This is a genomic window from Micromonospora sp. NPDC051925 (genome assembly GCF_044548625.1).
Taxonomy (GTDB): domain Bacteria; phylum Actinomycetota; class Actinomycetes; order Mycobacteriales; family Micromonosporaceae; genus Micromonospora.
The window spans coordinates 1-12,751 of sequence record NZ_JBIUCH010000045.1; the positions used below are offsets into that span (position 1 = coordinate 1).

Annotated in this window: 13 protein-coding genes; 10 read left to right on the top strand and 3 right to left on the bottom strand. The window is 68.2% G+C overall.

Annotated elements, in window-relative coordinates:
* Positions 1 to 289 precede the first annotated feature (289 nt).
* The 3 genes from ACIG87_RS31955 to ACIG87_RS31965 form a co-directional block, all read right to left on the bottom strand.
* The gene (locus ACIG87_RS31955; protein WP_396855348.1) at positions 290 to 937 is read right to left on the bottom strand and encodes a helix-turn-helix domain-containing protein; all 648 of its coding nucleotides are present in this window, start codon (positions 935 to 937) and stop codon (positions 290 to 292) included.
* Positions 938 to 1,343: 406 nt separating this feature from the next.
* Positions 1,344 to 2,006 (bottom strand): pentapeptide repeat-containing protein, encoded by a 663-nt coding sequence (locus ACIG87_RS31960; RefSeq protein WP_396855349.1) that lies wholly within the window; start codon positions 2,004 to 2,006, stop codon positions 1,344 to 1,346.
* 125 nt (positions 2,007 to 2,131) lie between these two features.
* Positions 2,132 to 3,466 (bottom strand): multiprotein-bridging factor 1 family protein, encoded by a 1,335-nt coding sequence (locus ACIG87_RS31965; protein ID WP_396855350.1) that lies wholly within the window; start codon positions 3,464 to 3,466, stop codon positions 2,132 to 2,134.
* 480 nt (positions 3,467 to 3,946) lie between these two features.
* Between ACIG87_RS31965 and amcA the strand changes: the two genes are divergently transcribed.
* The 10 genes from amcA to ACIG87_RS32015 are packed head-to-tail and all read left to right on the top strand — an operon-like array spanning position 3,947 to position 12,421.
* Positions 3,947 to 4,126 carry a multiple cyclophane-containing RiPP AmcA gene (gene amcA / locus ACIG87_RS31970; protein ID WP_396855351.1) on the top strand — a complete coding sequence of 60 codons (180 nt, stop codon included), beginning with the start codon at positions 3,947 to 3,949 and terminating at the stop codon, positions 4,124 to 4,126.
* Positions 4,123 to 5,094, top strand: coding sequence for an NAD-dependent epimerase/dehydratase family protein (locus ACIG87_RS31975; RefSeq protein ID WP_396855352.1), 972 nt, complete (start codon positions 4,123 to 4,125; stop codon positions 5,092 to 5,094). The genes amcA and ACIG87_RS31975 overlap by 4 nt, the downstream gene beginning before the upstream one ends.
* Before the next feature lie 17 nt (positions 5,095 to 5,111).
* Positions 5,112 to 6,059, top strand: a complete 948-nt coding sequence (locus ACIG87_RS31980) for a thymidylate synthase (RefSeq protein ID WP_396855353.1) — start codon at positions 5,112 to 5,114, stop codon at positions 6,057 to 6,059.
* Positions 6,056 to 7,792, top strand: a complete 1,737-nt coding sequence (locus ACIG87_RS31985) for a carbamoyltransferase (RefSeq protein ID WP_396855354.1) — start codon at positions 6,056 to 6,058, stop codon at positions 7,790 to 7,792. The genes ACIG87_RS31980 and ACIG87_RS31985 overlap by 4 nt, the downstream gene beginning before the upstream one ends.
* Complete coding sequence (locus ACIG87_RS31990; protein ID WP_396855355.1) at positions 7,786 to 8,820, top strand: hypothetical protein; 1,035 nt, start codon at positions 7,786 to 7,788, stop codon at positions 8,818 to 8,820. Before ACIG87_RS31985 ends, ACIG87_RS31990 begins: the two co-directional genes overlap by 7 nt.
* Positions 8,821 to 8,871: 51 nt before the next feature.
* Entirely contained in the window at positions 8,872 to 9,393 is a 522-nt protein-coding gene (locus ACIG87_RS31995) for a topology modulation protein (RefSeq protein ID WP_396855356.1), read from the top strand.
* 24 nt (positions 9,394 to 9,417) lie between these two features.
* Positions 9,418 to 10,233: a class I SAM-dependent methyltransferase gene (locus ACIG87_RS32000; protein ID WP_396855357.1), complete on the top strand. Its 816-nt coding sequence runs from the start codon at positions 9,418 to 9,420 to the stop codon at positions 10,231 to 10,233.
* Complete coding sequence (locus ACIG87_RS32005; RefSeq protein ID WP_396855358.1) at positions 10,230 to 10,967, top strand: phosphotransferase; 738 nt, start codon at positions 10,230 to 10,232, stop codon at positions 10,965 to 10,967. Before ACIG87_RS32000 ends, ACIG87_RS32005 begins: the two co-directional genes overlap by 4 nt.
* 21 nt (positions 10,968 to 10,988) lie before the next feature.
* A complete protein-coding gene (locus ACIG87_RS32010; RefSeq protein WP_396855359.1) occupies positions 10,989 to 11,639 on the top strand; it encodes a histidine phosphatase family protein in 651 nt (216 codons plus the stop codon).
* Positions 11,636 to 12,421 (top strand): aminoglycoside phosphotransferase family protein, encoded by a 786-nt coding sequence (locus ACIG87_RS32015; protein ID WP_396855360.1) that lies wholly within the window; start codon positions 11,636 to 11,638, stop codon positions 12,419 to 12,421. The genes ACIG87_RS32010 and ACIG87_RS32015 overlap by 4 nt, the downstream gene beginning before the upstream one ends.
* The last annotated feature ends 330 nt before the right edge of the window (positions 12,422 to 12,751 follow it).

Below are 12,751 nucleotides of genomic sequence, written 5' to 3' on the forward strand. Positions count from 1 at the left end.
TCTTCCCTAGACAAGAGGAATGATCGATCAAGGGCTGTCTCCATGATCAGCCGGGGTCGATGCCACCGCGCCGCAGGTTAAAGATCAAGCTAGTGTCAGCAGACATCCACGCATAGTGGCACAAGCGCTTGGGGTAGTCCTGATCGACTGCACTCAACTCGGCATGAGAGGGTACCTCCGTTGTCCGATTCCGGCTAGATGGGAGATTCACTCACCAGCAGAGCCCACGGTTGTCGGCGGGTGCCGTCGGCGCTCGGCTACGGCGAGCGGCCCTGTCGGTGTGCCTACCTCACTCTCGCGCTGTTCTACCCGTGCTGGTCGGGGTGTTGAGGATCAGCAGGAACCGGGCTTTGGTGTCGGTGTCGGCGAGTGCGAGTGTCTGGTCCAACACCGCCTGCGCGGCCATCTTCGGTGGCGTAGGCGTGCGTAGGTGTTCCCAGCCAGAGACGGCCGCGTCGCTCGCTCCCAGCCGTTGAGCGAAGTCGTGGACGGTCATCCGTAGCGCCTCCCGCAATGCGCGGACCTCCCGCTCGGTCCACCGACCGACGACCACCGCCTCACACTGGCACCTTCCCGGCTCCGCCGATGCGCTCGGCTGCGCCTGAACGGTGGGAGCGATGAGGCGGGCAGCGCGTTGCCGACGCTCGCGGTCACGTGCCGATGCCCGCTGCTCGTGGAAGTCCCGCACCAACGCGGCGACCTGGTCGAAGGCGGCCAACAGCGCCCCGTTGGCACCGACCACGTCGTCGGCGTCGCACCAGAAACCCCGGATGCTCATGTCCCGACCGGTCTCAGCGTTGGCCAGCGTGCTACGCGAGTAGCAGATCCGCTTGGCCAGTTGCGCCTGCGTCATCCCGGCAGCGGCACGCCATCCGGCCAACTGCCGGCCAAGATCCTTACGTTGCTCGGCCACCAGCCCCGAGGTGATCCCGTCCACCGAGCCGAACCCTCTCGGCAGTACCGACGCAGCCCCCACTCCCCCACCCCGTCGAGTCGACTGCACACCTACGGTCATCGACGCCCCCACCAGCCCACGAACCGACACCCGAGGGACCAACCAGTCACGGCAAGAGAACCACCCGGCAGAAGTACAGAGTCGTCCGCTACGGCGGTGAACGGCCAGATGCGCGCACCGAGCTGCCCACCCAGGACAAAGGCCTGGGCGTCAGCACCGTCGGAGCGCTCCACCGCGAACGCGGTCGTATCGACGTACAACCTCACCGGCAACGCCGCCGCCCCCGCGGCCGGTAGCCCACGACTGACATTCCACCGTTCCACTGCGACACCAACAGACCCGACGAGCGCGGCCACACGCCGACCGACGGGCACTCCCCATCCGAAGATCATTGAGCCCGCACCGCAAGGTGGAGTTCACCGACAGCCAGGTGAGCCATGTCAGGCAACTGCTCCTCGGTGAGCGTGACCCCGTACAGGTTCGCGAGAGCGGTCTTCAGGCCACGCAGCGAGTTACCCCGCAGGTCGGCACCCTGGAGCTGACTCGACGCCAGTTCGAGGCGAGCCAGCTGGCACGATCTCAGGACGACCTTGGGAAGCCGGCAGGAGGACCAGGTGGCGTCGGTGAGGATGCAATCGACGAACGCCACCGCCCCGCCAGCGGCGACTCGGCTGAAGGTGGCGTAGTCGAAACGGCAGCCGTCGAACAGGACATCCTTGAGACGGACGTCGGTGAGCCGCGCACCGGTGAACCGCGACCCTGTGACGACGCTGCGTTCGACGCTGAGCCCGGACAGGTTAGCGCCGGAGGAGTCGGTGCGGACGATCTCGCAGCCGAAGACCGTTCCCCCTTCCCAGGTGCTCTCACTGAGGTCCGAGCCGGTGATCCGGCTACCCCGAACACGGACCTCGTCAAGGGCGACACCCCGCCAGGAGGCGTTGTCGACATGGAGGTCGGTGAGATCAACATCGGGCTCGGTGGAGCTGTCGAGATCGTCGGGGTCGAGATCGGGAAGCAGGATCGTCACGTCGCCGACTGCGGTGGTTCGCATGGGTCCTCTACCTGTTGAACGGCCACGCGGGAGGTCGCACCACGTGGTGGAAGGGTCTGCCGAATCAGTAGTCACCTCGCCGAGCTACCCGATGCCGTTTACTGGCGAATCGACGCCGGCCCGCTCTAACTACCAGGTAGCGCGGCGCGACTGGCGGTCAACGCGGTGACGCGTTCGTCGAGTCGGGCACCGTTGCGGCTGTCGCCGAGTACGTTGCGGACGGCTCGGACCCGGTCGAGGCCGGTGCCGTACCAGTCGGTGTGTAGGGCGTCGATGGCCTGGTTGAGGTACTCGGTAGCCCGGTCACCGTCATTGCCATGGGCGTTGGCAAGGTCGGCGAGGACAACGCTGCGCTGCTTGGCACCGGCCCCGGGGAGGGCGGCGAGTGCCTGATCGAGTTGGGTGGCGGCTTCCCCGTGGTCGCCATCGGCAAGGGCGGCGTAACCGGCGAAGGAGTGCAGACGCGTGTTGTCGTAGAAGTCGAGCCATTCAGGCGGCACAGGGCTGCCATCAAGCGCTTTCGCTGCCAGATCGATGTGATGGCGGCTGGCCGCCGCTGCTCCTGCCCGGCCTTCGACCTCCGAGGCGACGCAGTGCAGCCAGGAGCGGACCAGGGGGCTGACGCCGTGCCAGGTGTGTTGGAGGGCTGCGTTGGTCAGCGTGCGGGCCTTCGCGGGATCGTGGCCGAACGCGGGGATGAACGCCATGTGGCCGAGAACAGCAGCGGCCAGCGCATGGTCGCCGGCTTCGCGGGTGGCAGCGAGGGCGACGTCGTAGCAGCGTTCGGCGACGGCGGGTTGGCTGAGGTCGAAGAAGGCGAGTCGGGCGGTGAGCAGTGCGGACTCCGCGAGCGCTCCGGCGAGACCAGTCCGGTCGGTTCCAGTTGCGGCACGGAGGAGCCCGATGCCGAGCTGAGTATGGGCGTAGGCGGCCTCGTACAACGGCCGGGCCGGACTGGTCCAGTACAGCTCGCGCTGACAGCGCACGATCTGCCGATACGAATCGGGGTCGACGATCCTGCCGCCGGCGTGTGCGGCGTGGGGATCGAGTGATAGCAGCGGCGCGACCAAGGGCAGCATGCTGGCACCGACGAGCGCACGTAGTACGGACGCCCGGTCCCAGCCGTTGCCGTTGTCGTCTCGGGTGAGCATGTCCCACAACCTCCTGAGCTCGTGCAGTGTTTCCGCAGCCGGGCGTACGGCCAGTTCGTCGGGGGTGAGCAGGCCGAGGTCGCTCGCCGGCTTACCGAAGATCGCGACCAGGTGCTTGCGGTAACGCGGGTCTGGCCACCGTTCCCCGGTCTCCCAGCGTCGCACGGTGTTGGCGTTGAGCCCGGTGTCGGTCTCGCCTGCGCGGCTCATCTCGGTGCGGATGCGTTCGGTTGTCTCCTCGTAGGACCAGCCGCGTTGGAGTCTCTCCCACGCGAGCTGCCGGTTCGGGGAATAGCGCCGTCCCGCCATCGCGCACCTCCGGACATCGCCTGTCGACGTGGATCACGCTAGCCACTGCCGCTACGGGTCGTCACTACCTGGTTGCGACTGGACGGGTAGTGGACGGTACCGGCCCACGGCTAGGAACGGTTCGCTAGAGCTGGACATCGAACGTCGCCGTTGCCGGTGGCACCGGTGTCCGCCGATGACCGTCAACGGCGTGGGGTTCATGGTGGACGTACTGATCAGGACTGACAAGGCGTCGCCCGAGCGGGGTCCAGATGCCGTGATGGCTGTCGGCGCAAGTCCCGTGTGGTTGGATCCTCGCCTGCGTACCGCCGTCGAGGCTGCGCATTCGGGTGATCGGCGGGGTGCTCCCAGCCGCCGCCTCCCGGTGGCGGACCTGCCGGTCCTCCGGTGGGTCCGCCGCGCCGGCGGCCGACTCCGCAGACCTGGCGCACGTCCTCGGCGATCACGGCGCGGCATGGGCGGGTCGGAGGCGGGACCGCGATGACGGTCTACGTCTCCCGTAACGCCGCTGCGACAGCCACCGGTTCGACAAGGTCCGAACGACCGGGTGCCCTGCCGGTGATCGATCAGACCACGCTTTCCCAGGTCGACCCACCCCTGTACACCCACGTCTGGCGTCGGCTCTTCGAGCAGAGCCCAGGAAGGGAGGAGCAGCGATGATGTCTCGTGTTGTGGTCACCGGAGCGGCCGGCTTCATCGGCTCGCACCTGGTCGACGAGCTACTGGGCAGAGGAGTCAGGGTCGTCGGCCTGGATCGGCGGCGGGTCGGTGAGCACGCCCTCGCGGACGAAAACCTGGCCCGGGCGGTCGTCAACCCCTTGTTCACGCCGTACTGCCTGGACCTGGCCGTCGACCAGTTGGACGACGTGGTGGCCGGCTGCGACACCGTCTTCCATCTCGCCGCGCGGCCGGGTGTACGGCCGTCGTGGAGTCGCGAGTTTCTCGACTACACCCAGACCAACGTGCTCGGCACACACCGGTTGCTGGAGGCCTGCACCCGCCAGGGGGTGCGCCGGCTGGTCGTCGCCTCGTCGTCGAGCGTCTACGGTCCGGCCGACCGGCCCAGCCGCGAAGACGACCCCACCTGCCCGGTTTCCCCCTACGGCGTGAGCAAGCTGGCCGCGGAACAGCTGTGTCTCGCCTACGCCCGGCGAGCTGACAGCCCGCTCAGTGCCGTCGCGCTGCGCTACTTCACCGTCTACGGGCCTCGGCAGCGGCCCGACATGGCGATCGGCCGAGTCCTGTTCGCCGCCTACACCGGCTTTCCACTCACGTTGTTCGGCGATGGCAGCCAGCGGCGCGAGTTCACTTACGTCGGCGATGTCGTCGCCGCGACCCTTGCCGCCGCTCGCCTCGAAGCCCAGGCAGCGGTGGTCAATGTCGGCGGCGGTGCGAGCGTCTCGATGCTCGCGCTGATCAACGAGGCTGCCCGGGTCACCGGACGACAGGTGCCGGTGAAGCTCGTGGCCGCCCAACCGGGCGACGTACCCGCGACTGCGGCCGACCCTACTCGCGCCCGCCGATTGCTCGGCTACTGGCCCAAGGTGGGGCTCCACGAGGGCCTCGCCCGACAGGCCGCCTGGCTGGTCAACCTCTCCGACGACCGACTCGCGGCCTTCACCTCCTGACCTCGCAAGGGAGCACCATGATCGTGTTGACCGCCGACTCGGCGAGCGCGTTGTTCACCGCCGCCTGCCAGGCCGTACTGCTCAACGGTCGCGTTGCCTGCCCCCGCGACCTCACCACGACCGAGGTGGTCGGGGCACACCTGTGCCTGACCAACCCCCGACGACGGCTCGTCGCGGTACCGCCCGCAAGGGTGATCAATCCTGCCTTCGCGGTCGCGGAGGCACTCTGGATCCTCTCCGGCTCCGACTCGCCGTGGATCTACGACTACAACGACAAGCTGCGCGTGTACGCCGACGACGGCGTGCTACGCGGCGCGTACGGGCCACGGTTGCGCCGCTGGGACGGCCACGTCGATCAGCTCGACGCGGTACGCCGGCAGCTGCTCAATGATCGGGAGTCACGGCGTGGGGTGATTCAGCTATTCGACCCGGCCCGCGACCATCGCGGCTACCGCGACGTGCCGTGCACCCTCGGCTATCGGTTCTTCATCCGGGACGGCCGACTGATCATGCACACCAGCATGCGCAGCCAGGACCTCTGGCTCGGCTTCCCGTACGACATCTTCACCACCACCCTGATCCACGAACTGATGGCCGGTTGGCTCGAAGTCGAGCTGGGCGAGTACCACCACCACGTCGACTCGCTGCACCTGTACGCCCACAACGCCGAAGGTGCCGCCGCCTCCCTGCACGGCACCGAAGGCACCGCCGAACTGGCTCAGGTCGCTGTGCCCTGGCCGGACCTCGATCACCTCCTCCAGCGGGTGCTCGACGGCGACACCAGCCCTGCCGACGGCTCGACCTGGGACGCGTTCGGGCGGACTCTCGCAAGCTACCGCGCCTGGAAAGCCGGGGAGCGCGACCATGCGCGCAAACTCGCCACCGACACTCCCGATCCACTCGGTGCCGCCCTGGTGAGCTGGTACGACCACCTCGCCGCCGCCAAGCCCGCTGGGCAGCGATGATCGCGCAACGGTCCGCACGAGGGGCCGAGGTCGTGCTCGGGCTCTGCGCCTACACCCACGACTCGGCCGCAGCACTGCTGGTCAACGGCAACCTGACCGGTTTCGCCGAAGAGGAGCGCCTCGACGGGACCAAGCACAGCAAGGCGTACCCCGCCAGGGCCGCCGCTTGGCTCCTCGACCAAGCCGGACTGACCGCGAACGACGTCACCGCAGTGGCGTACAACTTCGACGGCCGTCGCTACCTGCCGGCGCTGGGCCAACTCCCCGATCACCTCGCACGCGCCTCGACCCGCAACCGGGCGCTTCCTCGTTCCCGCAGCTTCCTCACCGTGCATCGCCGCTACCGGGCACGCATGCGCGAGCTGTCGCAGCGGTTCCCGCATGCCCGACTCGTCCCTGTGCTGCACCACCGCGCACACGCCCTCTATTCCTTCCTGTCCGCTGGCGTGGACGACGCGGCGGTCCTGGTCGTGGACAGCCTCGGTGAATTGCAGACCACCACGATCTGGCATGCGGCGCACCGCGACGAGCAGCCCTTTCACCTCCGTCTGGATGCTGCGATAAGGGATCCGGCCTCGCTCGGCTACGCGTACGGCGCCGTGACCGAACACCTCGGCTGGCGCCGGGGAGACGAGGAGGGCACGGTCATGGCGCTGGCCGCCCTCGGTGAACCAGCGCGCTTCCGTGACGTGATGTCGCGCGCGATTCCGCTGACCGGTGACGGCTTCACCCTCGATCCAGGGCTGTTGCCACTTCGGATCCTCTCCAGTAGATACCCCCGGACCAGCGCAGAGTTCACCGCCGTCACCTGCCCGCCCCGCCCACCAGATGCTGCGGTCGAACCGGTGCACGCAGACCTCGCCGCCGCCCTGCAGGAACGCACCGAGCGGGTGATGCTTCATCTGGCAGGGCGGGCCGCCCGCCTGACCGGGTCCGGGCTGCTCTGTCTCGGCGGTGGCGTCGCGATGAACTGCGTCGCGGCCGGTCGGATCGCCCGGGCCGGCATCGTCGACGAGGTCCACATCCCACCCGCTCCCGGAGACTCGGGCACCGCAATCGGAGCTGCCGCAGCCGTCTGGCTCGACACCACCGGCCAACCTCCCACCGGTATCGGGGGACGCTGCTACCTCGGCCCGGCGTACCCCGATCTGACCCTGTCGGCCGAACCGCGGCCTGGGCTGACCGCCGAACGACCGGCGGACCCGGCCCAGCACCTCGCCCGGCAGCTCGCCAACGGAACGATCGTCGGGCTCTTCACCGGCCCGTTGGAGGCGGGGCCACGCGCACTGGGTAACCGGTCCATCCTCGCCTCGCCCTTCACCCACGAGGTCGTGGACCGCCTGAACCGCACGGTCAAGTTCCGCGAAGCGTTCCGCCCCTTCGCCCCGGTGATCCTCGCCGACAGGGCCGCCGACTACGTCCAGCTCGGCCAGCCCTCACCGTTCATGTCCATCGCCGCACCGGTGACCGATCTGACCCGCAGCCGCCTTCCCGCGATCGTTCACGGCAACGGCACCGCGCGGGTTCAGACTGTGACCCGCCACCAGCATCCGTTCCTCGCCAGCGTGCTGGCGGCCTTCGGCGAGATCACCGGACATCCGGTGCTGATCAACACCTCGTTGAACATCAAGGGCAAGCCGATCTGCGGCACCCCCGAGATGGCCCTGGACTGCCTGGTCGAGACCGGCCTGGATGCCCTGCTCCTCGAAGGCTGGTGGGTGACGAAATGCTGATCGGTTACAGCTTCTGGGGATTCCTCGGTCAGGGTGTCGTCGACACCCCCGACGGCGGACGCAGCCACCGCCGTTGCCTGGTCGACGGGCTCCGCCAAGCCGGCCACGAGATCGTGTTCCTCCAGCCCAACCGTGACCTCTGCGACGCCGGCCTCGACCTCAGCGCCAGCTACCGGTGGGACGTCGGCCTACCCGACCTCGACGCGTTGTTCCTCGAATGGCGTTGGCCCATCCCTGGCCGCAACACCACTCCCTGCGGCCGGCCCGGACACGCCTGCGACCTGCACCGCCAGGCCGAACTCGTCACCCACTACACCCACCGGCTCGGCATCCCGACGATTCTCTGGGACAAGGACCGGTGGCTCGATCCGGCAGACCCACTTCGCCAGACCAGCAACGTCACCGTCTGTGAACCGGCCCTGCATCCGAGCCCGGGCGCGACGACGCTGCTCTTCCCCGTCGCGGATGGGGTCCTCGACGCCACCGACCCCGACGAGTTGGCCACCCGGCATCGCTCGACGCCGCTGGTGTACGTCGGCAACCAGTACGACCGCGACGACGCCTTCGACACCTTCTTCGCCCCCGCCGCCGCGCACCTGCCCCACCTGGTCGCCGGCAAGTGGCCCGACACCCACCGCTGGCCCGGCCTCAACTTCATCGGCCGGGTACCGTTCCCGCAGGTCAGCAAGATCCACGCCGACGCGCTCGCCACCGTGCTGCTACTTCCCGAGCGCTACGCCGAGGCCGGCCAGATCACCCAGCGGATCTTCGAAGCTGTCCTCGCCGGCTGCGCCCCGCTCCTGCCGACCACCATCAGAGGCGCCGCCGAACTCGTGCCGACGAACCTGCACGTCAGACAGGCTACCGACGTCCGACAGCGGGTCGGCTGGCTCGCCGAGATCACCGGGACCAGCGACCACGCCGGCCTGATCGCTGACTGCCTGCACCGTCTCGCCCCGTTCCGGCTCTCCACCCAGCTCAGCGTGCTGAATCGTCTCCTGCGTCATCCCGACCTGGTGACGCCATGACCCGCCGTGTCCGCACGACCCCGCCCCAGAGCAGGCCTACCCTGGAGGACCATGGACAGGATCGCCCTCATCGGCTGCGGTGGCAGCGGCAAATCGACGATCGCCCGGCAACTCGCCCAGATCCTCGACGCGCCCCTGACCCACCTCGACGCGATCTACTACGACGAGCAGTGGAACCCGCTTCCCCAGGAGGAGTTCGCCGCCAGGCAAGAGAAACTCGTCACCGGCGAACGCTGGATCATCGAGGGGAACTACGCCGGTACCCTGCCGATCCGGCTGGCCGCCGCCGACACCGTGATCTTCCTCGACCTTCCCGCCGCCACCTGCCTCTGGGGCATAGTCCAGCGACGTCGGCGCTATCGGGGCGGCCAGCACCAGGCCGACGGCGTCTACGACCGGATCACCTGGAACTTCGTCCGGTACATCCTCGGCTATCGACGCACCATGGGGCCTCGGGTCCGCAACCTCATCCAGGAACACGGACCACACGTCCAGCTGATCTCGCTCACCAGCCGCCGCCAGGCCAACCGACTGGTCGACCGGATACGAGCACAAGCCCCACCAATGCCCTGACCCGGACGGGACGGGAGGCGACCAATGCTGCCTAACCCGTTCCTCGATCCCACTCTGGTACACGGCGACCTCTACCGCACCGGCGACCGGCTCGCAGAACGCACCCGTGCGCTGCGCGACGCCAAGGTCGCCGGGCGAGACGCCGCCGCAGTCATCACCGACCTGCTGGCACAGCGGACCTCACCCGATGCGATGGTCCTCGACATCGGCTGCGGACGGGGTACCACCACGCTCCGCATCGCCGCCCGTCTCCGCCCTCGGCGCCTCGTAGCCGTCGATGCCTCAGTCGCGCTGCTGGACATCGTCCGCACCCGCTTGGCCGAGGCCAGAGGGAACGGCTCGGTGGTCGCCGCCGACTTCCACCGCCTACCGATGCCGGATGCGGTGGCAGACGCGGCGGTAGCCGCATTCTGCCTCTATCACTCGACCACCCCAGCCGCCGTAATCGCGGAAATCGCCCGCTGCCTCCGCCCCGGAGGCAGCGCCGTCCTGGCAACCAAGTCGCTCGACAGCTACGCCGAACTCGACCAGCTCCTACAACTCGCCGGCATCGACCGCGATGCCACGCGCCGGCCGAGCCTCTACGAGAGCTTCCACAGCGCCAACCTGCTCGATATAGCCGGCACCCACCTCACGGTGCTCGACGTCCTGCATGAGGACCACGTCTTCGAGTTCGCCGACGTCGCGCACCTCGCCCGCTATCTCGCCACCACTCCCAAGTACCGACTTGACCCCGACTGCTTACCAGACAACCTCGCCGCGATCCTCCGGCAGCGGCTGCCGGCACCGCCGTACCTGGCCCGATCCACCGTCAGCTACGCCCTGGCGGAACGGCCGTGACCAGCAACCTCTTCATCAAGCGGTACGACGACCCACAGCGCTGCTCGGCAGCTGCGGCCCACCATGCCTGGCTCAATGGGCTGGACTCCGCTGTTCGCCTGCCACGCCTGATCACGAGGACCAACTGCTCTCTGATCTTCGAGCGACTATCGGGCCGGGCAGCCGGGATGGCGGATCTTCCCCGGATGGCGGCCATCCTCGGTCGGCTACACGACGCCGCTTACCGCAGGGAACTGCACTCCGCCCGGCTCGACGAAACGCACACCACCTCGATCGGACTGGTGATTCCCGACTTCGCCAGCCCGCGGCGGAAGGCGCTACACCAGGCCGCCCTCGCTACGGGAGTCGACCTGACCGTGCTTGACGCCGTCCTGGACCGGGCTGACCGACCGGCGGCCTTCTACAAGGACCCGAACGTCCGCAACTACCTCGTTCAGGAAGAGGGCATCGCCGTCGTCGACTTCGACGATCTCACTCTCGCCCCCTTCGGCTACGACCTGGCCGGACTCCTCGTCACCACATCCCTGACGTACGGGTGCCTCGGCCGAGCAACCCTCACTGGCTGCATCGACGCCTACCGGTCCGCCATCGCCCCGAACCGTTGCAGCTTCGACGAGCTACGGCAGTACGCCGAGCTACACCACCTTTTGACGCTCCGGTACCTCGGCACCAACGGATACCGACACCCGTGGCCCACTGTCCGGCCCTGGCCCGACCCTTTCGCGCCGACCTGACCTCCTGAAGGAGCCCTACCGATGGCCCCCACCACCGAACTTGTCATCGCCCGTCACGGCGAGGCCGCCTGCAACGTCGCCGGGATCGTGGGCGGCGAACACGGCTGCACCGGTCTGACCGACCGGGGCCGCGAGCAGGTCACCCAGCTCGCTGTCCGCCTGGCCGCCGAACACGCAGCTCGACCCTTCTCAGCCTTCTACTCCACGCCCAGACTCCGCGTGGTCCAGACAGCCGAGATCATCAAGCAGGCACTCCACCTGCCGTCCACCGTCCAGCCGGACCTTCGCGGGCCTGACCACGGCGACGCCGACGGCCGGCCATGGGCGGACGTCAAAACCGCCTTCCAAGGGCCGCCCCAACACGCCCCCGACCTCCCTTACGCCAACGGCTCGGAGACCTGGAACCAGTACCTCGACCGTGCAACCAGAGCCCTACAGGAGATCCTCACCCGACACGACGGCGAACGGATCCTCATCGCCGCCCACGGCGAGACCGTCGAGGCCGCCAACACCCTTCTCCTCGCACTCCCGCAGGACGCCTGCCTACGGCTTGGCTTCGTCACCGACCACGCCTCGATCACCCGATGGCAACGACCCACCAACCGGTTCGGACGCACGACCTGGCAACTCGCCGCGCACAACGACACCCGACACCTCGAACCCGGGCAATGAGCAGCACAGACCTCCTCCTACTCTGCCGGCGTCTCCTCGACGTCGAAGTCACACCTCTGAACTGGCATCCAGGCCTTGCCGGCACCCGGATCCTCCGCGCCGCCACCGCCGAACACGGGGAGGTGATCGTCAAACCCCACCGCAGCCCCGAACGACACACCCAGGAGGTGAACGCCTACCGGACCTGGGTCCCGACCCTCGGTGACCAGGCACCCCGCCTCCTCGCGGCAGCCGACAATCCGCCCGCGATCATCATCACCGCCGTGCCCGGCATCCCGCTCCACCACCGAACCCTCGACACCGAGGTTGAACAGGACGCCTACCGCCAGGCAGCACGGCTACTCAGAACGCTTCACGCCGCCGAACCGCCAAGGCTGGAGCCGGACTGGACAGCCTGGCTCGCCCAACGAGCCGAGTACTGGATCCACCAAGCCGCAGACCACATCACGTCCAGCTTCCGCGCCGACGTACGCGCCCACATGCGAGCCCTTCAAGACCTCGGCCCACTCCCCGCCATGCCATGTCACCTCGACTTCATGCCCCGCAACATGATCCACGGCGACGACGGCATCCTTCGCCTGATCGACTTCGAACACAGCCGCTACGACCTGCCCGCCCGCGACCTCGTACGCCTCACCACCCGCATCTGGCCATACCGCCCCGACCTACGCGACAGCTTCCTGCACGAGTACGGCCACCCCGGCACCCGCGACCGCGAGGTCCTGGAACACTGCGCGCACCTCGATGCCCTCACGACGCTGTGCACCACAACCCGCAGATGACCTCAAGGGTGGCGACGCCCGATGAGCGCAAGCTCGACGATCTTGGTCGCCATCGGGAAACTCTCGCACAGAGGACCCCGGCCACGGACTTCGACGATGCGGGACAGCTCCGTTTCCAACTCGGCGCGAAGGGCAGCGGGCGTGGCCTCCCAGGTGCACTTGATCACGTTGAAGTACGTCTCATAGGTGCACGATCCCCCGACCGCCGTGTTGTCGAAGACCGGAAAGATCCGGGGTGGGGTTGACCCGGTTTGACGGACAGGGTCGGTAAGTTGATCTCACGCTACCTTGCTCGCTGGCCTGCGGGAATAGGCCGTCGCCTCATACTCG